Here is a 24,321-nt window from a genome sequence, read left to right as displayed (position 1 = left end):
TCGTGTTCCCGGGATCAGCTTGGGGGTGACGTCCGACGGCGGCGCCCGCGTTTCGCGTCCAGGGTCCGGTTCCAGCGCTCCCACGGCGGCGCCTGCCGCCAATGCACGGCCAGAGTGTGAAAGGCGCGTTTGAAGCGCAGCCTCGCCGCCGCTCCGCCAGCGAGAGCCCGGGCCGAAATGCCCACCTGCAGCGAGCTGTCGTAGGCCGTGCGCTGGGTGGGGTCGAGCGCAAAGCCGAGGTCGACGTCGTCGTGCACGTCCTGGTCCAGCCGGCTCACCCGGGTGCGGACCCCCTCCCAGTCCCGGCGGCGGAAGGCGCAGTTCGAGCCGAAGGGCGGCCAGTGGCCCATCGCGGCACCCATCAGCACGAAGTAGGCCTGGATGTAGGCGATGCCGGCGAGCCGGCTGCGGATCCGGCCGGTGCCGTAGAAGACCCCGGGCCCGGAAAGGAGCGCCAGGTCCGGCTCCCGGTCGAAGCGGGCGGCGATGCGCTCCAGCCAGTCCGGCGGCGGAACAGTGTCCGCATCGCACCGGGCAATGACGTCCCCGCGGGCCGCGTCGTAGCCGGCGGACGCCGCGGCGGTGATCCCGGGGGCGGCCTCGTGGAGCACGCGGGCGCCGTGCGCGGCGGCGGTCTGCGCCGTGTGGTCCGCCGAGTTGTTGTCCACCACGATGATCTCCAGCGGCGCCATGGTCTGGGACGCCAGGGCCTGGAGGCAGTGCTCGAGGAATTCGGCGTCGTCTTTGCACGGGATGACCACGGACAGGGACGGCATGCCCCGATGCTAATCGGTTTCGCAATGTCTTTCCGCGGTTGCGACTTCGCGGAGCGGCGGCTGCCGCCGGGCCGGACGTAGGCTGGTGATGTCGATGAGCCATGAGGTTGCAAAGGAGTTCCGGCATGGACGGTCCAAGCGCAGGGGTCAGCATCGGGGCTCTGGTGGCCGTGGCCGCCGCCCTGTACATCGTGCTGGTGGTGCGCCGCAGGAAGTGACCCGTCAGGAACCTCCCAGCTCCACCCACCTAGGATGGTCCCCATGAAAGCTGCCCGGGATGCGGACTCCGCTGCGCTGGTGATCAATGCGGGGGCGCGCCTGGGGGCTGCGCCGGAGCTGGCGGTGGGCAAGCTGCAGAAGGCAGGCCTGCCAATTTCCGCCGTGCACCACGTCCGGTCCGGCGCCGACCTGGCCGGGACCCTGGAGCAGGTGGTTGCCGCCGGGCATGACCTGGTGGTGGTGGGCGGTGGTGACGGCACCGTCTCCTTTGCCGCCGGCCGGCTCGCCGGAACCGGGATCGTTCTGGGGGTCCTTCCACTGGGAACCGCCAACGACCTGGCCCGCACCTTGGAGATCCCCGCCGGCCTGGACGCGGCGTGCGCGGCGCTCGCCGACGGGAAGGTAGTGGACATCGATCTTGGGCGGGTGAACGGCGAGCCGTTCCTCAATGTCGCGTCCGTGGGCCTGTCAGTGGGGGTGACCGAAAGCCTCAGCCCGCGCCTGAAGCGGTCACTCGGGCCGCTGGCGTACCCTGTTGCGGCGGTCCGCGCCTATGCCCGGCACAAACCATTCCGGGCCCGCCTCGAATTCCCCAACGGGGACCACGGAACGCTGGAACTCGACGACATGCTGCAGGTGGCCATAGGCAACGGCCGGCATTACGGGGGCGGCAACGCGGTCTCGCCCACCGCAGGAATCGACGACCACACCCTGGATATCTATGCCATTCCGGGAGCGCCGCTCAGGGAGCATGTACGGATCGCCCGGCTGCTCAAGGACGGCAGCTTCGTGGAGCGGGACGGTGTCCACCACCTGACCACCCAGCACGCCAGGCTGGTCACCGAGCCGCCGCTGCCGGTGAACCTCGACGGCGAGATCGCCACGGTGACGCCGGCAGACTTCACCGTGGAGCGCAACGCCTTACACGTCGTGGTGCCGCGGCACAGCAGCGCGGCGGTGCTGGACGGATAGTGGGGCCTGGCAGCTTTTTCGGATCGACGCTGATCCGTGCCTCCGCTGCAGGCCCCTGGCTTTTGTGGAATGGGGGTGGTTGCCTGGCGGCGCGATTGCTTAGCGCCGCCAGGCAACTGAGACCATCGGTTTTATCCGACGCAGGCGCGGGGTGCTGGGCCCAGTACCCAGGTGCATCAAGCTGCGCTCCCGTCCTTCACGCATCACTGTGGATGGCATGCCTCAAGGACTTGCGCGGATTTGGTCAAGAATGCATCAAGGTCGCCTCAATTTTCGCAGGGACAGGTTATGGCGGCACGGTCATTTGTGCGGCACGGCGATTTATGGGCCACAGCGAGGGGATTCCCCAATGCACTACCCCTCGCCGTTTGGGTAGCCGGGCCTTGTCGTTGGGGTAGCCCGTTGGCTCTATTTGGGGTGCGGCCACCCTTATTGGCGGGAGCGGCGCCGGTGTACCTTGGGTCTGCCGGAGAGTCCCGCGCTGGCGGAACTCGCATGTTGGAATCGGCTGGGGGATCCAGTTGCACCCGCCCAGGTCCTGGACGGGCTGCCCCCCAAACCTTCCTTGCTGAATTCAAGGAGCCCAGCCGTGTTCAAGCGCCACGTCCCGGTTTTTGCTGCCGTTTTCCCGGCACTCTTCCTCATTCCGTTGCCCGATGCCGCAACCACGGGCTATGACGACGAGGTCCTCAATACCTACGTTGACTGTCCATTGGAGCGCATCGGCACCCAGCTGGTCCGCTGCGACAACCTGACCGGTGCGGGAGTGGATGCCCCCTACTGGATACCTGAGCAGGGGTAGCGCCGGCTGGGCGGGAAGCAGCGCTGACGCACGCCTGCTTCCCCTTACAATCGCGGAGATAGTAAGTACACTGATAAAAGGGCGTAGTGTCCAGCAGTGTGGCGCTGCGTTCCATACGCTCAGGGCCCTGCCGCAGCTGGGCCGCGTGGCCGCCGGGTTGCTGCCGTGCGCCTACTTTTTCTTCGCTTTGAGGTCTTCTATCGCCTTGGCGATCCGGCGTGAGCGGGTTTCAGGGGTCTTCGCATCGGCTATGGGCTCAACGTAGCGGCGCTGGCTGCTGTAGTTAAGCGTGCCGTAGAAGTCCTTCGCTTCGGGTTCGGCCCCCAGGGCGGCGGCCAGGTCCTCGGGAACCTCCACCACCCGGGGTTCCGTGTCCAGTTCCAGGCCCACCTCCACCGTATCGCCGGCCGCGACCCCGGTGAGCTGCCGGTTGGCGGCGCTCAGGCTGACCATGTTCCTGCCGCCCATCACGGCGATGCTGCTGCGGTAGCTCGCGCCGTTCATCGTGACCACCACCGGCGGCCGGCGTCCGGCGTCCAGGGCGCTGACTACCTCGTCGGGTACCTCGATGCCTGTGGTGTTGCCGCTGCCCTGGATGGTGGTGGTGAATTTCATGTCCACAGTATGCGGCCGTTTGAGGGGCAATCACGCGCGGGCACGCGGACATCATCCGGTCTTACCGCGTATCTACGTCCTCGAAGACCAGGAACGTCTGCGTGTCCAGCACGCCGGGCATGGTCTGGAGCTGGTCGAAGATCACCCGGCGCAGGTCGATGTTGTCCACGGCCCGCACCAGCAGGATCACGTCGAAGTCGCCGCCCACCAGGGCAATGTGGTGCACTTCCGGGATGGCGCCCAGCTGGTCCCGGAGTTCGCGCCAGGAATCCTGCTTCAGCTTCAGGGTGACGTAGGCGGAGGACTTCAGCCCCGCCTTGATGGGATCCACCAGTGCCGTGAACCTGGTGAGCACCCCGTCGCCGGTCAGCCGGGCAATCCGGGAATACGCATGAGCCCGCGAAATGTGCACGTTCTCCGCCACCTGCGTCACGGACATCCGGCCGTCCCGGGTGAGTTCACTGATGATGCGCCGATCGATCTCATCCAGCGGAACCTCAGCCGCCGCATCCTTGCCCGCCATTTTGTCCACGGCTCCCGTCGGTAATGCGCGTCACAGTTACAAATCGTCTTCCATAGTAGGCACTTCAGCGCAGCTTCTCCACGATCCGCGCAGGTACTGGATACGAAACCTCCCTCAGGACAATACTGGGAGGGAATAGTGGCTACCGAAGGACGGACCAATGACGATCTCCGCAGACCACACCGCGCCGGACACCGCCAGCACCGCACCCGCAGACGATGCGCTGACGGAAGCTGTGAAGAAGTTCGGCATCACGGTGGAGGACTACATGCTCCCCGCCCGGCACCAGATCCAGATGGTGGATCCGGACGGCCGGCTCATCCCAGAAGGTGAGCAGGGCACCCAGCCCGGCCACGAATACCCCGTGCCCGGTGATGGTGAACTGCTGGCAGCCTACGAACAGCTCGTCGTCGGACGCCGCGTCAACGACCAGAACTCCGCCCTGGTCCGGCAGGGCCGCATGGCCGTCTACCCCTCCAGCCACGGCCAGGAAGCGTGCCAGGTGGCCGCGGCACTGTGCCTCTCGGACGCCGACTGGATGTTCCCCACCTACCGCGACGCCGTGGCCGTGATGACCCGTGGCGTGGATCCGGTCCAGGTGATGACCATCTTCCGCGGCGACTGGCACGGCGGCTACGACCCCCTCAAATACAAGGTGGGCATCCAGTGCACGCCGCTGACCACCCAGCTGCTGCACGCCGTCGGGGTTGCGCACGCCGCCAAGCTCCGCGGCGAGGACACCGTGGTGCTGGCCATGTGCGGTGACGGCGCCACCAGCGAAGGTGACTTCCATGAAGCCCTCAACTTCGCCGCCGTCTTCCACCTGCCGGTGATCTTCTTCGTCCAGAACAACAAGTACGCCATCTCGGTGCCGCTGGCGCACCAGTCCGTGGCGCCGTCGCTGGCGCACAAGGCCGTGGGCTACGGCATGGCGGGCGAACGCGTGGACGGCAACGACGTCGTGGCCCTCCTCGCCGTCCTGGACCGCGCCGTGAAGCTCGCCCGCGAGGGCTCGGGGCCGCTGCTGGTGGAAGCCAACACGTACCGCATGCAGGCCCACACCAATGCCGACGACGACACCCGCTACCGGGAAAACAGCGAGGTTGCGGAGTGGCGGGCCAAGGATCCGGTCAACCGGATGCGGGTGTATCTCACCGAGCGGGGCCTGCTGGATGACGACGGCGAGGCGCGGATCCGTGAGCACGCCGAGGCGGTTGCCGCTCAGCTCCGGGAGGGCCTCAGCGAGGACGTCCCCGTGGACCCGCAGGAACTGTTCCGCCACGTCTTCGCCCGGCAGACGCCGCAGTTGAAAGAGCAGTCCGCCATGCTGGCCGACGAGCTTGCCCGCGATGCAGCAGCTACTGATTCAAAGGAGGCCGGCAAGTGAGCCCCACCATCACCACCTCGTCCGAGGCCAACGGCAACGTCAGCGCCGCCACCGCCCGGGCCGCCGCCACCGCCGCGGCGACCGCCGAAGCATCCGGTCCCCAGCCCGTCACCATGGCCAAAGCCCTGAACACCGCGCTGGCCGACGCCATGCATGCGGACTCCTCGGTCCTGGTGTTCGGCGAGGACGTGGGCATGCTGGGCGGCGTCTTCCGCATTACCGACGGGCTCACCGCCACGTTCGGGGAGCAGCGCTGCTTTGACACCCCGCTGGCCGAGTCCGGCATCGTCGGCATGGCCGTGGGCATGGCCATCAACGGCATGCGCCCCGTCATTGAGATGCAGTTCGACGCGTTCGCGTACCCGGCGTTCGAGCAGATCGTCAGCCACGTGGCCAAGATGCACAATCGCACCAAGGGTGCCGTGAAGCTGCCGATGGTCATCCGCATCCCCTACGGCGGCGGCATTGGGGGCGTGGAGCACCACTGCGACTCCTCCGAGTCCTACTACGCCCACACCGCCGGCCTGAAGGTCTACACCCCGGCCACCGTGGCGGACGGCTACCGGATGCTCCGCGAAGCCATCGACTCCGACGATCCCGTCGTCTTCATGGAACCCAAGAAGATGTACTGGACCAAGGACTCGGTGGACCTCGGTGAGCTGCGGCGCCTCCACGAGGAGGCTGCTTCCATGGAAGGCACGACGGCGGGACGCACCTCGGAGGGGAGGGCCGCCGTCGCGCGTCCCGGCACCGACGCGACGCTGATTGCCTACGGTCCCTCCGTGCTCACTGCTTTGGCCGCCGCCGAAGCCGCGGCGCTGGAAGGGCGCTCGCTGGAAGTCATTGACGTGCGCACGATCGTCCCGTTCGACGACGACACCGTCTGCGCGTCCGTGCGGAAGACCGGCCGTGCCGTGGTCATCGCCGAGGCCCACGGCTTCGCGTCCGTGTCCTCCGAGATTGTGGCCCGGGTGCAGGAGCGCTGCTTCCACTACCTGGCCGCCCCCATCCGCCGCGTCACCGGGTTCGACGTCCCGTACCCCGCGCCCAAACTCGAGAAGTACTACCTGCCCGGCGTGGACCGCATCCTCGACGCCGTTGACGACCTTCAGTGGGAGAACTGACCATGACAGAACCACGCGTATTTCTGCTGCCGGACCTGGGCGAAGGCCTCACCGAAGCCGAACTGATTTCCTGGCACGTTTCGGTTGGGGACGAGATCGCCGTCGACCAGCCGATCGCCGAGGTGGAAACCGCCAAGTCCGCCGTCGAGGTGCCCTCACCCTACGCCGGGATCGTGGCCGAACTGCACGGGAAGCCGGGGGAGACCATTGACGTGGGGAAGCCGTTGATCTCGGTGACGCCGCTCTCTACTGGCGCTGCCGCGGATGATGCCGCCCCCGCCCCTTCGCCGGACAGCATTCGTCCTGCGGACGATGCTGCCGGCTCAGGAAGGCCCGAAGCCACTCCCGGGGCGGCATCATCCGCGGCAGCTGAGGCGGAAACGTACCGGGAGGAAGAAAAAGCTGGATCTGGAAATGTTTTGATCGGGTATGGAACTCCCGGTGGGCATGGCGTTGCACGGCGTACCCGTGCCCGGAAGTCTTCTGTGGCGGTGGCTGACCGTGCCGACTCCGCTGCTCCCGAGTTGTCCAAGGAAGACGAGCTCGCGCTCCTGCGTACCCGGGTGCCCGGAAAGCTTGGCGCCGTGATCTCACCGCTGGTCCGTCGGATGGCGCGGGAGCACGGCGTGGACCTCGGGGAGATTTCCGGGTCCGGCGACAGCGGGCTGATCATGCGCCGAGACGTGGAGGCCGCCCTGCGGACGGTTGCGCCGGCGGCAGCACCGGAAGCCGCGCCTCAAGCCGAACCTGTTGAAGCGCCGTCGGCTCCGGTTGAGTCCGCAGAACCGCGGGACCGTGACGCCCGCACCGGCCTCGCCATCTCCGCGCGGACCCCCGTCCGGGGCGTCCGCAAGGCGGTTGCGGCGAACATGGCCCGCAGCCGCTCCGAGATCCCCGAAGCCACCGTATGGGTGGACGTGGACGCCACGGCGTTGCTGGACCTGCGCGAAGGCCTCAAGGCCACGGGCGCGGAAGTCCCCGGGCTGCTGGCTTTCATCGCCCGGTTTGTCACCGCGGGGCTGAAGAAGTACCCGGAACTGAACACCCGGATCGAAACATCCGGGGACGGGTCGCAGGAGATCGTGTCGTTCGACGGCATCAACCTGGGCTTCGCCGCCCAGACCGACCGCGGCCTGGTGGTGCCCTCGGTCCGCGGCGCCGAAAAGCTCAGCGCCCGGGAACTGGACGCCGAGATCCGCCGCCTCACCCAGGTGGCCCGCGACGGCAAGGCAACCCCGGCGGAGCTGGGCAGCGGAACATTCACGCTGAACAACTACGGCGTGTTCGGCGTTGACGGGTCCGCGGCGATCATCAACCACCCGGAAGTGGCCATCCTGGGCATGGGCAGGATCATCGACAAGCCGTGGGTGGTCAACGGCGAACTGGCCGTCCGCAAGGTCACCGAGCTTAGCCTGACCTTCGACCACCGCGTCTGCGACGGCGGAACGGCCGGCGGCTTCCTTCGCTTCGTGGCCGATGCGATCGAAAACCCGCAGGGGCTGCTGCTCGACCTCTAAGCCCCCCGACGGGGCGGGTTGCCCAGGGTCTGTTGAGCCAAAACAGGTACCCGGGGTGCCCGCTCCGGGTGAGGATCCGGAAACATGAGTACCCGGTACTCATGACCGGCTGACGGGCAGCCCGTAGGGTGGACCGGACAAGGGGATAGGGCTGCCGGGCAGGACTTCACCCGGCGTCCCTCCGCGAGTCCAAGGGGGATGGCCATGCAAGCAGCCGCAGCAACTCCGGTGCCGGCTTGGAATGCCCCGGCGGTAGAATCCAATCACTCCTTGTGGCAGGAGGGACGCCAATGAAGACATTCCAGCACTTCGCCGGGGCTCTTGCCCTCGTGTCGGTGATGTCCCTGACTGCTGTGGGTTGTGGCGACCTCAGCGGTCCTGCGGGTTCCGGGCCGCCCCAAAGTGCCGACCGGACGCCCCAGAACCCTGACACCGAACCTGCCACCGGTTCGGCGGACCCAACCCCGGATGCGCCTCCTCCAGGCGCCGATCCCCTCGGGACCGCCGAGCCTTCCGTCGTCACCCCGCTGCCGTCCCGGCCCGCAGACCCGTCCGCGGCATCCAATGCCATGCCCGTTGGCGACCTCCCCGGCTGGCGCCAGGTCTTCGCAGAGGACTTCGCCGAAGGAGATGTTGGCCTGGGCGGCTTCCCGGGCCCCGTCTACAGCACGCGATGGAGCGCCAACTACGCTGACGGTACGCCGGACACGGCCGCCCAGCAGCAGCCGAAGGGCCAGCGGACATCCGGGTATTTCCCCTCAAAAGTCCTGAGCGTCCACGACGGCGTTTTGGACATGTTCCTGCACTCTGAAGCCGGCGTTGCCATGGGTGCCGCGCCATCACCCAAATTCGACGGCGCCAGCCAGCGGCCCTACAACAGCCAGGTGTACGGCCGCTACTCCGTGCGCTTCAAGGCCGACGTCCTGCCTGGCTTCAAGCTGGCGTGGCTGCTGTGGCCCGACAGCAAGCAGTGGCCCGAGGACGGCGAGATCGATTTCCCCGAAGGAGACCTGTCCAAGGTCATCTATGCTGCCGTGCATGGCATGGACAACGGCATCCACGACAATGACGTCCTCCGGCCCAACCAGCCCTACGGTGACTGGCACATCGCCACCACGGAGTGGCGCCCCGACGGCATCGAATTCTTCCTCGACGGGAAATCCATTGGCATTTCCACCAGGTTCACGCCAACCAAGCCAATGCACTACATCCTGCAGACCGAATCCTGCTCGCCAAGCTGCCCCGCGCCTGAGACGCAGGGACATGTCCTGCTTGACTGGGTCTCCATCTGGACCAGGGAATAGGGTTCCGGGGCACAGGCTGTCCATCCTGGAAAGCCGGCTGCCCGCCCGGGCGGCAGGCCGGCGTCGTACGTCTTTCCAACTTTTTGGCACGGAACCCCTTTACCCCACCTCCGGGCCCTATTAAAGTGATGTAGGTCATAGTCCGGATGGGCGCCGGGGCGTCCGGGAAGGGGGAGTGCATCACCGCTGACCATTACCTGAAGACAAGTGACAATAACGTTGAAAGCCCCTCCTAGGAGGGGCTTTCCCCTTGCCCGCCGGGGTTAGCGGGCCAGCCTGTCCAGCCGGCTGCGGAGGTTGCGGCGTTCTGCTTCGTTGTCCGTGACGATCATGGCTTCCTCCAACGCTGTGCGCGCTTCCTCCAGGCGGCCCAGCCGGACCAGGAACTCGCCGCGGGCGGCAGAAAGGTACGGATACCGCGCCAACTGCGGTTCGGCTCCCAGGGCGTCGAGCTCAGCCAGCCCGTCGGCGGGGCCAGCGGCGAAACCGAGGGCAATGGCCCGGTTCAGCCGGACCACCGGGGAGGGCCACCGTTCCATCAGCAGGTTGTACAGGCCCAGGATTTCGTCCCAGTCGGTCTCCGCCCAGGAGCCGCTCTCGTCGTGGACAGCGGCGATGGCCGCCATGAGGGCGAAGCGGCCGGGCGGACGCGATGCCAAAGCTTCACGCAGGAGGGCCGTGCCTTCCGCAATGGCCCGGCGGTCCCATTTCGACCGGTCCTGGTCCTCCAGCAGGACGGCGTCATGGTGCCCGTCCACCCGGGCGGCGGTCCTGGCCTCCGTGAGGAGGATCAGGGCCAGGAGCCCCGCAACATCGGCGTCATGGGGCAACAGGACCCGCAGCATCCTTGCCAGCTCCAGGCCGCGCTCGGCCAGGTCCCGGCGCATCAGGTCACCTCCCGAGGGGGCGGTATGCCCCGTGGTGTACACCAGGTAGACCACCGACAGGACTGCCTCCACCCGCCCAGGCAGCTCGGCAACAGCCGGAACGCGGTACGGGATGTTCGCCGCAGCGATCTTCTTCTTTGCCCTGGTGATCCGCGCTGCCATGGTCGGTTCCTGGACAAGGAACGCGCGCGCCACCTCCGCGGTGGACAGTCCACACAGCAGCCGGAGGGTCAGCGCCACCCGGGCCTCAAGTGCCAGGGCCGGATGGCAGCAGGTGAAGATCAGCCGGAGCCGGTCGTCCGGAATCTCCTGTCCGCCGATGTCAGGCCCGCTGCCGCCGCGTTCCTCCGGGTCCAGCAGCTTGGGCAGGGCCCGCTGCGCCGTAGCCGCACGCCGGCGCGTGTCCAGGGCCCGCCGTCGGGCCGTCACGGTCAGCCATGCCGCCGGATTCCCGGGAATCCCGCTCGAGCCCCACGCCGACAGCGCACTGGCATACGCGTCCTGGACGGCTTCCTCGGCGGTGTCGATGTCACCCGCCACGCGCACCGTGGCCGCCAGCACAAAGGCCCACTCGCGGCGGTGCGCATCCGCCACCGCGGCGGCAACCTCCGTGCCGGCAGCCCGCTGCATCAGCTGACCACCCGCACCGGCCATACCTCTACCCCGACGCCGGCGGGAACCTCCTTGGCGATCTCCATCGCCTCGTCGAGGTCTGCTGCCTCGATGAGGTAGTAGCCGCCCAGGGTTTCCTTCGACTCGATGAACGGGCCGTCCGTCACCAGGAAGCCGCCGGCCCCGTCACGCCGGATGGACGTCGCCGTGGAGGAGGGATGCAGCGCGGCTCCGCTGAGCAGGGCGGAACCGCGGCGCTGCATGAATTCCTGGTAGCTGGCGCTGATCGATTCGCCCTCGGCCTGCCTCGCCACCGACTCGTCCTGGTAGATCAGGATCAGGTATTTGGACATCTTTGTGCTCCGTTCGCTTGGCTTCAAAGGCTCCTCACTGGAGCCTCTACCAATACGACGCACAAGGGAAGCGGAGATCGACAGCGCCAGGGAAATTCCCCTTCCATTTCCAAGGTACCGCGCGCAGGGGGCCTTGCGGCAAGGGCCCGGGGCTGACGCATACTGGCGGTCCACGAACGAGGGGACAGGCTGGGATGCACGAGGTAGTGATTGTGGGAAGCGGGCCCACCGGGCTGATGCTGGCGGGGGAACTCCGGCTGGCGGGAGTGGACGCTCTGGTCCTGGAGCGGCGGCCTTCCCAGGAACTGGCCGGGTCGCGCGGCGGCGGGATCCATTCGAGGAGCATCGAGCTGCTGGACCAGCGCGGCATCGCAGAACGGTTCCTCGCCGAAGGCAAGACCGTCCAGACCGCCTCTTTTGGCGGCACGCAGCTGGACCTGGGCAGCCTGCCCACGCGCCACCCCTACACCCTGGCTCTGTTCCAGAACCATATCGAGCGGCTGCTGCTGGAGTGGGTGGAGGAGCTTGGGGTGCAGATCAGGCGCGGCGTGGAGGTCACCGGAGTTTCCGCGGACGACGACGGCGTGGACGTTGAGCTTGCCGGCGCCGGTCCGGTGCGGGCCGGGTACGTCGTGGGCGCCGACGGCGGGCGCAGCATGGTGCGGCGCTCTGCCGGCATTCCCATGGCGGGTCCGGACGCGACCCGCAGCAGCCTGATCGCCGAGGTCAAGGTTGCCGGGGAACCCGCGCAGCAGGGGAAGGTGGACGCCCGCGGAATCCACGGGCTCTACCCGATGGGAAACGGGATCGTGCGGGCAGTGGTCACCGAGGCTGCTCTGGGTCCGGCCGCCGAGCCCACCATGGAGGACCTGCGGCAGGCCCTCACGGACGTGTTCGGGACTGACTTCGGCGTGCACAGCCCCATCTGGCTGTCACGGTTCACCGATGCCACCCGGCAGGCGGAGTCCTACCGGAAGGGCCGCGTGCTGCTGGCCGGTGACGCCGCGCATGTCCATTCACCCACCGGCGGGCTGGGCATCGGCCTGGGACTGCAGGACGCCGTGAACCTTGGCTGGAAGCTGGGGCAGGTGGTCCGGGGAATCTCAGGTGCAGGCCTGCTGGACACCTACCATGCCGAGCGCCATCCCGCCGGGGCCAGGGCACTGGGATACACCATGGCGCAGTCCCTCTTCCAAAAAGCTGACCCCCGGCAGGAGGCGCTGCGGGGACTGCTCGACGAGGTCCTGCGGGTCGACGGGGCGGGCGCGCCGGTCGCCGCACTCATTTCCGGCGTGGACGTTTCCTACCACCCTGGGACGGGCCACCCGCTGCTGGGCCGCCGGATGCCGGACCTGGACATCTCCACCCCGCGCGGCTCCATGCGGGTCTACGAACTGCTGCACCGGGCCCGGCCGGTGCTGCTGGAGTTCGGCGGCCAAACGTTGGAGGCGGGCGGTTGGTCAGGGCGCGTAGAGCACGTCACCGCAACCTACGACGGCGCGTGGCAGCTTCCCGTGCTGGGCAAGGTCGCCGCCCCGGCGGCAGTCCTGGTCCGCCCGGACGGCTACGTCGCGTGGGTGGGCGAAGGCTCTGCGGACGGGTTGGCGGATGCCCTTGCCTCCTGGTTTGGCCGGCCCGTCCAGGAACCGGGGCCGTCCGCCACAAATCCATTAATACGGGGTAATTGAGCGAAAACTACGGCTGAACCCCCTATTGCAGCGGCGGCGGGTCTTGTAAGCTGACCCCGGGTCAGGCAGACGGCCTTCAGTTGCCGTCGAAGGACCAAGCCATGACCGCCCCTGCCACGCACCAGCCACCTCCCGGCACGGCCGTGCCCTCATAGCCGGCGCGGATGTGGCCCAAGGGAAACCAGTTTTCGGGGGTGGGCCACATCCACGCCTTACGCTCCGGGAGCCAGCAGCGTGGCTGGCTCCCGGACTCCGGTGCAGCATCGTCAGTTCTGCGCCGCCAACCACCCGGAAACAAGGGCCGACGGACGCCGCAGTTTCAGCCGGCGCCCAGCCTCCACCCAGCGCAGTTATGGAAACGTTATATATGCTTGCTTAGTGGTTTTGAGGATAAGCAGCGGAAAAGTGTCAGCATCAGGAAGGCCCTCGGCACCCGGAGCAGGGGTCATCGCCGGGCGCAAGCATGCCCTGGACGGGCTCCGGACCATCGCCGTGGCGGGCGTGTTCTTTTTCCATACCGCCACCGATTCCATGCCTGGCGGATCCATCGGCGTGGATGTGTTCTTCACGCTCAGCGGCTTCGTGATCACCCTGCTGATTATGAAGGAGCGCCTTGCCACCGGCAGGCTCCATCTCGGCATCTTCTATGCCAAGCGGCTGGCCCGGCTGTGGCCTGCGCTCCTGGCGCTCTGCGCGGTGATTGTGGCCACCGGTCTTGTGTTTCCCGGGTCGGGCTGGGGCGGCCAGGCCGGGTTTGTCCTGCCGGCGGCCGCCTACGTGATGAACCTGGCGCACTTTGGCTTTTTCGGCGACTCGATTGCCGGTGAAACACTGGGGCCCACCTGGACCCTCGCCGTGGAGGAACAGTTCTACCTGGTGTGGCCGGTGCTCCTGCTGGTGATGCTCCGCTTTTGGAAGATCCGCACGGCAGCCCTGGCCACGGTGGCCCTGGCTGGGGCGTTCGTGCTGAACCGGTTCCTGCTGGTCACTGCCGGCGAACCGCTGGACCGGATCTACAACGGACCGGACACCCGGGCCGATGAACTCCTGGTCGGCTGCGCCCTTGCCCTGCTGTTCACCGCTGTACGCCAGGGCTCCCGGCTCCACACCGTCCTCGTGTCCGCAGCCCGCTGGGCCGCTGCCCCCGCCGGCCTCGCGCTGGTGGCAGCGCTGTTCCTGCTCAAGGAACCGGACACTCCCGGCCCGTGGTTCACCGCGTTCTGGACGGCCGGCCCCACGGTGCTCGCGCTGCTGGCCGCAATCCTCATCGGCTCCCTGGTCCTGCAGCCGGCCGGTTTCCTGTCGCGCCTCCTCAGCCATCCGTGGCTGGCGCGCCCCGGCCGCGACCTGTCCTACGGCCTGTATCTCTGGCACCTGCCCGTCTACCTGCTGCTGATGCCCCTCATCCCGGACCTTCCCGTCCGCATCGCCCTGACCGCCGCCCTCACCGTGCTGCTGGCCTACGCGTCCTTCCGCTGCGTGGAGCGGCCGCTCCGCCGCTGGGCCAACAAAAGGCTGGATCCCGCCGTCGTGCCTTCCGCCCCGGAACGGGCCAAGGAGTCCGTGCCGGCGTAGGGCGGGGAGCGGGGACCTGCCGGCGTGCGGTGTCACAGTGTTCGGGGCCGACGGCGGCAGGCGGCTTGGGTGCCGCTGGCGCGGCTGCGCCGTCAGTGCGGGATGCTTTCCTGGTCGCGGTGGGCTGCGGGTTCGATCTGGAAGGTGGAGTGCTCGACGCTGACGTCAAAGTCCTGGGCAACACAGCGCTGCAGGTCGGCCAGGATGGTGGTCGAGTGCCCGTCGCGCATGCACTCATCCTGGACGGTGACATGCGCGGAGAGCACGGGGACGCCTGAGGCGACCAGGGAGGCATGCAGGTCATGCACGTCGATGACATGCGGGAGCGCCAGGATGTGCCGTCGGACCTCGGACAGGTCAAGGCCCGGGGGAGTGCTCTCCATCAGCACGTTCACGGTGTCCCGGAGCAGTTTCAGTGTCCGGGGAATGATCAGCACGCCGATGAGCAGCGAGACGACGGCGTCCGCCCGGGTCCATCCGGTCAGCGCAATAACCAGCGCGGCCACGATCACCGCGATTGAGCCGAGGGCGTCGTTGAGCACCTCGAGGAAGGCCGCCTTCATGTTGAAGCTGTGGTGGCGCGCGGAAGCGAGCACCAGCAGTCCCACCGCGTTGCCAGCCAGGCCCACGACGCCGAACCACAGCATCAGCGGCCCACCAACCTCGGGTGGTTCAACCAGGCGGCGGATTCCCTCGACAATGACGAATCCGCCGACGCCCAGCAGCAGTGCGGCCTGGCCGGCTGCTGCGATGATCTCAGCCCTCTTGTACCCCCACGTGCGCTTGTAGGTGGCGGGTTTCAGGGCCAGTGACGCCGCAATCACCGCAATGAGCAGCCCGGCCGAATCGGTGAACATGTGTCCCGCGTCGGCCAGCAGCGCCAGGCTCCCAGTAAGGACCGTGCCGACGACTTCGGCCACCATCACCGTGAACGTGATGGCGAAAACCAGCAGGAGTTTGCCCCGCTGGCTGTGGGCGTCCGCGCTGTGGCTGTGGTTGTGGCCGCTGCCCACCGGTCAGCCCTTCCGGACGATCGGCAGGCCCAGCGGTTCGTGTTTGGCGGACGTGGCCGCCGTGCTGGAGCAGTCCGGGCAGCAGCCGTCCCCTTCTGTGGTCCCTGGAAGCGTGGCCGCTTCGCCGGGGTCTTCTGCTTTGGCGGGTGCTGCGGTGTGGGGTGCGGTGCAGCAGGTGTCTGTCGGGTCGCCGGCTGCTGCGGCGCCGGGAGCGGCGCAGCACGCGTCCTCCTGTCCGCCGAGGTCCGCGGCGTGGGGAACCGCGCAGCACGCGTCCCCGCGCCAGGCGTTGACGCCTTCGCGGAGGGCGATGCCGGCGATCACCAGTGCCGCTCCGGCGTCGGCCCACCACCAGCCCAGGGTGCTGTTCAGGACCAAGCCCACCAAAAGCACAGCAGAAAGGTAGGTGCAGAGCAGGGTCTGCTTGGAATCCGCCACGGCCGTCCGTGAACCGAGTTCACGTCCTGCACGCCGCTGTGCCCAGGACAGGACCGGCATGACGGCCAGGCTCAGGGCCGCGATCACGATGCCCGGCACGGAGTGCTGCGCTTCACCCGCACCAGCCAGGGATCGAATGGCGTCGACGGCCACGAACGCGGCCAGGGCGAAGAACGAAACTGCGATGATCCGCAGGGTCAGGTGTTCCCGGCGCTCCGGATCCTTGGCGGAAAATTGCCAGGACAGGGCCACGGCCGATGCCACTTCGATGATGGAATCCAGCCCGAAGCCGATCAGGGCTGAGGAGTCCGCGGTGCCGCCGGCCCACAACGCCACAACCGCTTCGATGATGTTGTAGGTGATGGTCGCGGCCGCGAAAAGCCTGATCCGCCGGCTAAGTACCCGGCGGCGTTCCATGGTGGGAAGGTAGAGGGCGGTGGTCATGCCAGGCACTCTCCGTCGGGGGCGCAGCAGGCCGGATCCACGGCCAGGACAACGTTGATCAGGTCCTTGATGGCATGGCCGATCCGCGCGTCGGCCAGTTCGTACCGGCTGCGCCGGCCGTCGGGGACGGCAACCACCAGGCCGCAGCCGCGCAGGCAGGTCAGATGGTTGGACATGCTCTGCCGGGAGACACCCAGGCTGTCCGCCAGATCCGAGGGATAGGACGGCGCTTCCGCGAGGGCCAGGAGGACACGGGCGCGGGTGGGGTCCGATACCGCATAGCCAAAACGGGCCAGCACCGGAGCCTGCGTGACGGTCTGCATGTCCCCAAAAGTACAGCCGACGATGTATTCACGCAAACATGGATTCTGTTGCCGGGGGCCGGGGGCCGGGATCCGCGGCGGGGATAGGTACGTGGGCCCTGTGATTGTCAGACCCCCTTGCGATGATGGGTTTATGGGGACAGCGGCGGTGGTGAAGGCGTTCGGGGATATCCGGGCGGCCCTTGCTGTGCTGAATGCTGAGCTGGATGGGGCCGGTGCGGTGCCGTTTTCGGCGGCTGATCCGTTGGCTGGGTTGGCGGATGGGTGCCTGGAGATTCTGGCTGGTGCGCGGGAGGTGGAGGCCGGGTTCGCTGGGTTGAAGGCGAAGGCAGCGGTAACGTACACGGAGTCAGCCTTTGCCGTGGCGGGACCGGACACGCCGGTGGTGGCGCAGGAGATGGCGGTCACGGCCGAGATCGGGTGTGTGCTGGCGCTGGGGCCGCGGGCCGCGGGGTCGTTCCTGGCCACCTCGCACGCCGTTGTTTCCTCATTGCCGCGGACCCTTGCGGGGCTGCAGGCCGGGACGATCTCATGGCAGCACGCGGTGGTGATGGCCGATGAAACCGCTGGCCTGGATGCTGCCGGGGCTGCGGCGTTGGAATCCCATTTCCTGGACCCCGACGCCCCAGACCCGGCGCGGGGGTGCCCCGCCGGTCAGTTGCCGGCGCACCGGTTCCGGGCCAAGGCCCGGTCCTGGCGGGAACGCCACCACGCCGAGAGCATCGAGACGCGACACGACAAAGGGGTGGTGGAGCGGCGGGTGGAGTTCCGGCCGGACCGGGACGGAATGGCCTGGCTGTCTGCGTGCCTGCCCGCGGACCAGGCGCTTGCCGGGTGGAACCGGCTCACCGCCGTGGCCCGGTCCCTGCAGGGGCCAGACGAGACCCGGACCCTGACCCAGCTCCGCGCGGACCTGTTTGCTGCCACTGTCCTGGGCGGCTGCACACCAGACCGCACGGACGCCCACGGGACGGCAGGCGGCGCGAACGCCCACATGACGGCAGCCAGCACGGGCGTCAGCGGGGCTCCCGCCGGCAGGGATGCCAGCACGACTTCCACCGGCACGGATGCTTCCCCCGCCACGGCCTGTGGCGCCCGGGCCCGCCACAGCGACAGCAGCGGCGGGGGAGACTGCCTTACCGCTGCGGGCAGCGTTGAAGAAACAGATTTACCGCCGACATCAATAAGGGCGCAGGTGCTGGTCACCGTTCCCGTGTTCTCGTTGCTGGGCCTGGCCGATGAACCGGCAATGCTGGACGGGTACGGTCCCATCCCGGCCTCGATGGCCCGGGAACTGGTGGCCTCCGGTGCCGAGTCGTTCCACCGGGTCCTGGTTGACCCGCGGGACGGGGCGCCGCTGGAGATCGGCAGGACCAGCTACCGCCTCACGAAAGCCATGCGGGCCTGGCTAAGGTTGCGGGACGGCAAATGCCCGTTCCCCGGCTGCAGCAACCACTCCCTCGACAACGAGGCCGACCACCTCCTCGCGTGGGCCAACGGCGGCACCACCGGAATCAGCAACCTGGGACAACCCTGCCCAAAACACCACAAACTACGCCACACCACGGGCTGGACACCCACCCCCGCGACTAAGAACGAACCACCCGGCTGGACCTCACCCACAGGCCGCTATTACGCCAGCGAACACCAGGACTGGGAGCCACCCCACTGGCCTCCCGGGTTCCTGCCTCGCGTGCGCAGCAAAATCAAGCAACGGATCCCAATTAGAGAACCGAGCCATGCAGAGAACGGAGCCATGTGGAAGAGGTCTTCGTTCAGCAGCGGGCCCTGTCCTGAGGCAAACGACGCCGGCTCGCATGTACCACCGAACTAGAAGCCGGGCCGGCCAGTTCGGCATAGCTGGAATCGGCGCCGGCTCGCATATCCCCCGGATTGGAAGCCGAGCCGGCCGCCGATACACCGCGACAGCGTTCGCAGAGCAGCCCGTGGCCTAGTAGCCGGTGGGGTTGGCCGACTGGCAGGTCTGGTCGCTGCCGGTCTGTGCCACCACGCCACCCGGGGAATCCGGGGTCGACGGCGGCACGGTGGGTTTGGTGCCGGTGGTGAAATCGGTGCCCGCGTAGAGCTGCACGCCCTGGATATTGCCAACCTGCTGGACGCTGCTTGCCGGCAGTCCAAACAGGACGGCTACGTCGGCGGCCACATCCTCGAACCCGGCCGAGTAGTACACCATCGTCTTGTCCTGCGTCTGGGCCTGGAACTTGGTCAGCTTCGTAAAGCCTGCATCAGAGAGCAGCCCGGCAATCGCGTTGCTCCGGGCCGCCAAGCCGGTGCCGTTGGCAACGGAGATCGGCTGCAGCGACTTGTCGTAGGCGGGCGCCGCGGGCGTTGCGGGCGCTTGTGTTGGGGATGCCGGGGCGGGCTGGCTCAGGTCCGGGCTGTTGCGCAACGCAGTGAAGAAGGTTGACGCCGCCGGCTCAGCAAGGGTGAGCCGGTTGGGGTCCTGTGGCGCAGGCATTGTTGGCGTAGTGATGAAGTTGATGTTGGCGGGGTCAATGTTCTTCAGCCTGTTGGCGATAGTCAGCAGGGAGGGGATGGACGACAGGCCCGAGTCGACCGTCAGGTTCCTCGTGATGGTATCGGCAATGGTGAGGGTCTTTTGCGGGTTTCCCAGCGTGCCCTCGGACTTGAGCTTTCGGCTGAGCGAAGCCAGGAATCCCTGCTGGGCCTGGATGCGCCCCAAATCCCCGCCATTGGCGAATGCATGCCGCGTGCGGAGGAATGCCAGGGCCTGCTCGCCCTGCACCTGCGATGTGCCGGCGGGCAGGTTCAGGCCGCTGTCCGGATCGTGCACGGCGTCACTGACGCAGACTTCCACGCCACCCACGGCGTTGGACAGCTCCTTCACCGCATTGAAGTCAGCCATCATGAAGTGGTCCACTTCCAAACCGGTCAACTTGTTCACGGTGTCCACCGCACAGCCAATTCCCGCCTGCGCCATGGCGCTGTTGATCATGACGTCCTGCCGCGCAGGATAAGCCTGCTTGGTTTTGGGATCGGTGCAGGCCGGAACATCGACCAGCAGGTCGCGGGGAAAGCTGACCACGTTCACATGCTTGTTGTCCGCGGAGATGTCCAACAGCATCATCACATCGGACTGCCCGTAGCCGGAGGAGTCCTCGGCGCTGCCGTACTGGCTGTTGCTTCCGTCCCTCGTGTCCGATCCCAGGACCAGGATCTGCAGCCGGTCGGTGCTGTCATTAACGGCACCTTCGGTCCGCTCCCCGCCCGCCGTCAGCTCGGACGTGCTGATGTTGGACTGCAGGCGCCAGGCCCAGTAGCCGCCGAAAGCCACGGCGCCCAGGAGCAGGACCGACACCACGGCCGTAACCGCTTTGAGCCAGCGCGGTACCCGGCGGGCAGGCCGACGGTGGCGGGAACTGGCGGCATAGAGCTCACCTTGGCCGGGATAGGCACTCGGGCTGGAGCCAACCTGATCCTGGCCGGGGGACTTTCTGGAACCGAACACGGCAAAATGACCTTCGGGAGGGGATGGGTTTCGGATACCTTACAGGCCTTAGCTGGCAATTCCCTCAGAACGATCAGGCGCACGGCCGTGCTGCCGCCATCATCGGCGTGGGGAGGCGTACTCTTTCTTCTCGGCGGTACCGCCCCGGAGCTGGGCCCGGCCATGGGGGAAGTCCTGGTGTGCAGGCTGAGGAACGGACAGATGAATACAGGACAAAAGCAGCGCGCGACGGGCCGTCCTGCCCGGCGCGGGCTGGGCAAAGTAGCGGTGTGGCTCGAAGATGACTCCCCGGGACGCCTGCGGCCCCTTATCCTGGCGGTGGTCCTCACGCTCTCCGCAATCGGACTCGTGGAAGTAGCCTCGGCGTCGTCCGTTGAATCCGTGGCACAAGGCAACAATCCGTACGATCTCCCCTTGAAGCAGGCCATGTGGACCGTGGCCGGCGTGGTGATCATGCTGGTCTTGGCCCGCTTGCCCGTGCGGCGGATCCGTCGTCTGGGCTGGCCGCTGCTGATAGGTTCCCTGATCGCCCTTGTCCTGGTGTTCACACCGCTCGGTATGTCCGTCAACGGCAACCGGAACTGGCTGAGCGTGGGCGGCTTCACCGCACAGCCATCAGAATTCGCCAAGCTATCGCTGATCGTGTGGGCCGCCGCCATCCTGGACCGGAAACAGGCGCTGCTGGCCAACTGGAAACATGCCGTGGTTCCCCTGGGGCCTGCGGGCGGGCTGATCATGCTGGTCGTGGCGCTGGGGCATGATCTCGGCACCACCATGATCATCATGATGATCCTGGCCGCCACCATGTTCTACGGCGGCGTGCGAATGAAGGTGTTCTCGGTGGCAGGCATGATCTGCGTGGTGGCGGCCCTGCTGCTTGCAGCAACCAGCGGCAACAGGATGGGCCGCATCTCATCCTGGCTCGGCATGGGATCCGAGGAGGACGCCCAGGGCATGGGCTACCAGGCCCAACATGGCGCCTACGCCCTTGCCTCCGGCGGCTGGTTCGGCGTGGGCCTGGGCCAGAGCCGGCAGAAATGGAACTGGATCCCGGAAGCCCACAACGACTTCATCTTCTCCATCCTGGGCGAAGAGCTTGGCCTGGCCGGGACACTGCTGGTCCTGGGCCTCTTCGCCATCCTGGCCATCACTGTCTTCAAGACCATCGCCCGCACCACGGACACGTTCTCGCGCATCGTCGCCTGCAGCGTGATTACCTGGATCCTGGGCCAGGCGGTGATCAACATCGCCATGGTCAGCGGGTTGCTGCCGGTCATCGGTGTGCCGCTTCCGTTCATCTCCTACGGCGGCTCGGCCATGGTCTCCTCCCTTGCCGGAATCGGGGTCATCCTGGCGGTAACCCGTCCCGATCAAGCACCTGCCGGCGGAGCCCTGCACGCCGCCGCGGCCCCGCGGGGCCGGGACAGCCGCGGCGGCACCGCAAAGCAGGCCAGGGAGCATGAGTACCAGCGGTAGCGCCGGGGGGACCGGTCCCGCGGTGCCCATGACCGCCATCCGCTTCATCCTGGTCTTCGGGATTGTCAGTGCGCTGATGGACATGGTGTACGAGGGTGCCCGCAGCGTCACGGGACCGTACCTTGGCATGCTCGGCGCCTCGGCGCTCCTGGTCAGCGTGGTGACGGGGGCCGGTGAGGCAGTGGCCCTGGTCCTCCGCCTGGTCTTTGGGCGGCTGGCAGACCGGCCCGCCCTGCGGTGGACCCTGGCGATCAGCGGCTACGGCCTGACCGCACTGTCCGTCCCCCTGCTGGGCATCACCGATGCACTGTGGATCGCCTGCCTCCTGGTCCTGGCCGAACGGCTCGGCAAGGCAGTCCGGAGTCCGGCGAAGGACACCATGCTCGCGGAGGCCGGGTCCTCCCTGGGCCGGGGAAAGGCCTTCGCGCTGCATGAAGCCCTCGACCAGGCGGGCGCGTTCGTTGGCCCGCTGCTGGTGGGTGCGGCCCTGGCGCTCTCCGGCAGCTACGGCCCGGGTTTCCTGCTGCTGGCCGTTCCCGGTCTTGCGGCGATGCTGATCCTGTTCCGGCTCAAGCGCAGGGTTCCTGATCCCGGCGCCTTCGAAACCGTGGTGCGCATGGATGATGCCGCATCTCCGGCAGGCGTGTTGGCTGCCGCGCCCGCTGCCACCCCGATGCCCCGCCAGTTCTGGCTCTACGCCGCCTTCAGCAGCCTGACGATGTTCGGCTATGCCACATTCGGGCTGCTCTCCTTCCATGCGGTGGCCACGGGACTCCTTGCGCCGGCCCTGGTTCCGGTCCTGTACGCGGCGGCCATGGGCGTGGATGCCGTGGCCGCACTGCTCTCCGGCTGGCTCTATGACCGGGTGGGGTTGAAGGTACTCCTGGTCCTTCCGGTCCTTGCCGCCGCGGTTCCATGGCTGGGCTTCAGCAACAGCGCCCCGCTGGCCGTAATAGGGGCGCTGGTGTGGGGAGCAGCCATGGGAGTCCAGGAAAGCACCATGCGGGCCGGCGTGGCAGGGCTTGCACCGGCAGCCCGGCGGGGGAGTGCCTACGGAATGTTTACGGCCTGCTACGGCCTTGCCTGGCTGGCGGGAAGCTTTCTGATCGGCTTGCTCTACGAACAGTCGGTACCGGCGCTGGCCGTCACCATCACGGTTGTCCAGGCGGCGGCACTGGCCGTCTTCGCGATCGTGCGGCCGCATTCAACCGTTGCCGGCAGCAGTAAACGGGGGTCTTCGGGGAAGAAAAACACCTAGGCGACGGCTCCCGCTGTCTCGGGGCATTCAACGCAGCGGACGTCAGCAACCAGGGAACCGGCGTCGTCCTTATGGAAATGGGTGACGTGATTGGTGGTCCTGCCGCACGTGGGGCAGAAGCACTGGCTTTGTTTTGTCCACATGCATGAATAATACGGAACAGCCCCGCAAAGAGAAGTTCGCGGCCGAAAGTATGTGGATCGCCACAGCCCTTCTTAACCGGATCTTGACTAAAACCCGGCGCGATCCTTCAGTCAACGCTGAGATTCGCGGCGTAGTTTGGGCTCATCACCGCAGTAGGCAGTAGGGAAGGGGCGCAGGACAATGACCATTACCGATTACTTCGTGGCTCTTGGCGGCATGCTGGCTTCACTCGGATGCGCAGGGCTGGTGGCAGCAGGCCTGATCCGGGCACGGGCCCGGCACTAGTTTGACACGGCGGCACGGCATTTCCGGGCGGCAGCTTCTGTGAAGCGCCTGCCCCGGGCGGATGCTGGTGGCGTTCATGCTGCGCCACGGCATTTTCCCTGACGGCAGCTTCTGTGACGCGCCTGTCCTAGGCGAAGGCCGGCGGCTCGAACCGCGTTGCGGGCAGGCCGCTGGGCATGGCCTTCAGGATGCTGTCCGCAACGCTGCGTACTTTGAGGTTGCGGTGCCGCGAGGTGCCGGCGAGCTTGCTGAACGCTTCCGCGTAGGAGCAGCGGTTCTGTGCCATGAGCACCCCGCAGGCCACGTCGATGCTGGTCCTGCTCTCCAATACCTGCTTCAGGTTGTCGCCGGCCCGGATAATGCCGTGCACATCCAGCGCCAGCTTGAGGCTGTGCGACGCCACCCCGCCAAGCCAGGCTGCTTCTCCGATGACCTTGGCCGTGAACCCGTAACCGGGAGGGCCCAGCAGGATGAGGGCAGCGGCCGAGCCCGGCTGCAGTTCAAGGGGGACCGCCAGGGCGGAGCCAAAGCCGTTGTCCAGCAGCCGCTTCCGGTATGCCTGCCAGCGGGAGCCGCCATGGTTGATGACCGCCGGAGCTGCCAGGGCCGAACCCAGCGCTGCAGGTCCATCCCCGTGCTCGTCCTCGGAAGCGGCAAGCCCTGCTGCGGCCGGCGTGCTTCCGGCGGTGGCATAACAGGCACGCTGCCGGTGCAGGACAGCCGCGCACTCGATTCTGGTGCCCGCCGTCGTGCTGATCCAGCGCGCGGCAGCATCGGTAAGTCGTTGCAGGGACTCTGCGTCGCCGTCGGCCCCTGTCACCAGGTCCAGGAGGAATCCCTGCCGCTCGGGCTCCCTGTTGCTCACCGGGCCACCACCTGCCACCCTGCACCCCCATCCCGTCATGTCCCTTGGCCATGGCGCCGCGGGTTTCATTGCAATGTATTAGCAGGGTGCGCGCGCGGCACGAGTAGCCGGTACTCTACTTTTTCGCACCACCTGCGCGGGTACTTGGACGGGCTGCCGGACGTTGTGGAGGTGGTGGGAGGCGGAGTGGGCTACCATTGGTTTGTTAGACAGCCAAGCAAGTAGGATATC

Annotated in this window: 21 protein-coding genes; 11 read left to right on the top strand and 10 right to left on the bottom strand. The window is 67.4% G+C overall.

Translation table 11 applies throughout. From position 1 onward, the window contains the following. Positions 1-14 precede the first annotated feature (14 nt). On the bottom strand, positions 15-776 hold the full coding sequence (locus tag RM50_RS01665) for a glycosyltransferase family 2 protein (RefSeq protein WP_052259883.1): 762 nt from the start codon (positions 774-776) through the stop codon (positions 15-17). A gap of 261 nt (positions 777-1,037) precedes the next feature. Between RM50_RS01665 and RM50_RS01660 the strand changes: the two genes are divergently transcribed. After that, positions 1,038-1,967 (top strand): lipid kinase, encoded by a 930-nt coding sequence (locus RM50_RS01660; protein ID WP_043449377.1) that lies wholly within the window; start codon positions 1,038-1,040, stop codon positions 1,965-1,967. 589 nt (positions 1,968-2,556) lie between these two features. Next, positions 2,557-2,769, top strand: a complete 213-nt coding sequence (locus RM50_RS01655; RefSeq protein ID WP_043449261.1) for a hypothetical protein — start codon at positions 2,557-2,559, stop codon at positions 2,767-2,769. 171 nt (positions 2,770-2,940) lie between these two features. Here the strand turns inward: RM50_RS01655 and RM50_RS01650 are convergent, their stop codons facing one another. Beyond that, positions 2,941-3,384 (bottom strand): YdeI/OmpD-associated family protein, encoded by a 444-nt coding sequence (locus RM50_RS01650; RefSeq protein WP_043449258.1) that lies wholly within the window; start codon positions 3,382-3,384, stop codon positions 2,941-2,943. A 61-nt stretch (positions 3,385-3,445) separates the two neighbouring features. Next, entirely contained in the window at positions 3,446-3,907 is a 462-nt protein-coding gene (locus RM50_RS01645) for an Lrp/AsnC family transcriptional regulator (RefSeq protein ID WP_043449375.1), read from the bottom strand. A 160-nt stretch (positions 3,908-4,067) separates the two neighbouring features. On the opposite strand from RM50_RS01645, the gene pdhA reads away from it, so the two are divergent. The 4 genes from pdhA (at position 4,068) to RM50_RS01625 (ending at position 9,239) form a co-directional block, all read left to right on the top strand. After that, complete coding sequence (gene pdhA, locus RM50_RS01640) at positions 4,068-5,294, top strand: pyruvate dehydrogenase (acetyl-transferring) E1 component subunit alpha (RefSeq protein WP_043449255.1); 1,227 nt, start codon at positions 4,068-4,070, stop codon at positions 5,292-5,294. Continuing rightward, complete coding sequence (locus tag RM50_RS01635; protein ID WP_043449253.1) at positions 5,291-6,418, top strand: alpha-ketoacid dehydrogenase subunit beta; 1,128 nt, start codon at positions 5,291-5,293, stop codon at positions 6,416-6,418. Before pdhA ends, RM50_RS01635 begins: the two co-directional genes overlap by 4 nt. A gap of 2 nt (positions 6,419-6,420) precedes the next feature. After that, entirely contained in the window at positions 6,421-7,935 is a 1,515-nt protein-coding gene (locus RM50_RS01630) for a dihydrolipoamide acetyltransferase family protein (RefSeq protein WP_043449250.1), read from the top strand. Between the two features lie 290 nt (positions 7,936-8,225). Further along, positions 8,226-9,239: a glycoside hydrolase family 16 protein gene (locus RM50_RS01625; protein ID WP_240471813.1), complete on the top strand. Its 1,014-nt coding sequence runs from the start codon at positions 8,226-8,228 to the stop codon at positions 9,237-9,239. Between the two features lie 263 nt (positions 9,240-9,502). Here RM50_RS01625 and RM50_RS01620 read toward each other — a convergent pair whose 3' ends face one another. Continuing rightward, on the bottom strand, positions 9,503-10,756 hold the full coding sequence (locus RM50_RS01620) for an RNA polymerase sigma factor (RefSeq protein ID WP_043449372.1): 1,254 nt from the start codon (positions 10,754-10,756) through the stop codon (positions 9,503-9,505). Further along, on the bottom strand, positions 10,756-11,091 hold the full coding sequence (locus RM50_RS01615; protein WP_043449247.1) for a YciI family protein: 336 nt from the start codon (positions 11,089-11,091) through the stop codon (positions 10,756-10,758). Before RM50_RS01615 ends, RM50_RS01620 begins: the two co-directional genes overlap by 1 nt. A 194-nt stretch (positions 11,092-11,285) precedes the next feature. Between RM50_RS01615 and RM50_RS01610 the strand changes: the two genes are divergently transcribed. Both RM50_RS01610 and RM50_RS01605 read left to right on the top strand, forming a co-directional pair. Then, positions 11,286-12,779 (top strand): FAD-dependent monooxygenase, encoded by a 1,494-nt coding sequence (locus RM50_RS01610; protein ID WP_043449244.1) that lies wholly within the window; start codon positions 11,286-11,288, stop codon positions 12,777-12,779. 405 nt (positions 12,780-13,184) lie between these two features. Next, positions 13,185-14,354, top strand: coding sequence for an acyltransferase family protein (locus RM50_RS01605; protein ID WP_043449241.1), 1,170 nt, complete (start codon positions 13,185-13,187; stop codon positions 14,352-14,354). 92 nt (positions 14,355-14,446) lie between these two features. On the opposite strand, the gene RM50_RS01600 is transcribed toward RM50_RS01605, so the two are convergent. The 3 genes from RM50_RS01600 to RM50_RS01590 are packed head-to-tail and all read right to left on the bottom strand — an operon-like array spanning position 14,447 to position 16,572. Next, positions 14,447-15,367: a cation diffusion facilitator family transporter gene (locus tag RM50_RS01600; protein ID WP_043449240.1), complete on the bottom strand. Its 921-nt coding sequence runs from the start codon at positions 15,365-15,367 to the stop codon at positions 14,447-14,449. A 3-nt stretch (positions 15,368-15,370) separates the two neighbouring features. Next, a complete protein-coding gene (locus RM50_RS01595) occupies positions 15,371-16,249 on the bottom strand; it encodes a cation diffusion facilitator family transporter (protein ID WP_240471812.1) in 879 nt (292 codons plus the stop codon). Continuing rightward, positions 16,246-16,572 (bottom strand): ArsR/SmtB family transcription factor, encoded by a 327-nt coding sequence (locus RM50_RS01590; RefSeq protein WP_043449369.1) that lies wholly within the window; start codon positions 16,570-16,572, stop codon positions 16,246-16,248. The genes RM50_RS01595 and RM50_RS01590 overlap by 4 nt, the downstream gene beginning before the upstream one ends. A gap of 133 nt (positions 16,573-16,705) precedes the next feature. Between RM50_RS01590 and RM50_RS01585 the strand changes: the two genes are divergently transcribed. After that, the gene (locus tag RM50_RS01585) at positions 16,706-18,406 is read left to right on the top strand and encodes an HNH endonuclease signature motif containing protein (RefSeq protein ID WP_052259882.1); all 1,701 of its coding nucleotides are present in this window, start codon (positions 16,706-16,708) and stop codon (positions 18,404-18,406) included. 117 nt (positions 18,407-18,523) lie between these two features. Here the strand turns inward: RM50_RS01585 and RM50_RS01580 are convergent, their stop codons facing one another. Next, the gene (locus RM50_RS01580) at positions 18,524-20,062 is read right to left on the bottom strand and encodes an LCP family protein (protein ID WP_043449237.1); all 1,539 of its coding nucleotides are present in this window, start codon (positions 20,060-20,062) and stop codon (positions 18,524-18,526) included. Positions 20,063-20,263: 201 nt separating this feature from the next. Between RM50_RS01580 and ftsW the strand changes: the two genes are divergently transcribed. Continuing rightward, the gene (ftsW, locus tag RM50_RS01575) at positions 20,264-21,538 is read left to right on the top strand and encodes a putative lipid II flippase FtsW (protein WP_240471811.1); all 1,275 of its coding nucleotides are present in this window, start codon (positions 20,264-20,266) and stop codon (positions 21,536-21,538) included. Further along, positions 21,522-22,796, top strand: a complete 1,275-nt coding sequence (locus RM50_RS01570; protein ID WP_240471802.1) for an MFS transporter — start codon at positions 21,522-21,524, stop codon at positions 22,794-22,796. The genes ftsW and RM50_RS01570 overlap by 17 nt, the downstream gene beginning before the upstream one ends. Before the next feature lie 556 nt (positions 22,797-23,352). Here the strand turns inward: RM50_RS01570 and RM50_RS01565 are convergent. Next, positions 23,353-24,090, bottom strand: a complete 738-nt coding sequence (locus tag RM50_RS01565; RefSeq protein ID WP_240471801.1) for an ANTAR domain-containing protein — start codon at positions 24,088-24,090, stop codon at positions 23,353-23,355. Between the last annotated feature and the right edge of the window lie 231 nt (positions 24,091-24,321).

Origin of the sequence: Pseudarthrobacter phenanthrenivorans (assembly GCF_000813845.1) — a bacterium.
Taxonomy (GTDB): domain Bacteria; phylum Actinomycetota; class Actinomycetes; order Actinomycetales; family Micrococcaceae; genus Arthrobacter; species Arthrobacter phenanthrenivorans_B.
This window is presented reverse-complemented; position numbering and strand designations above follow the sequence as displayed.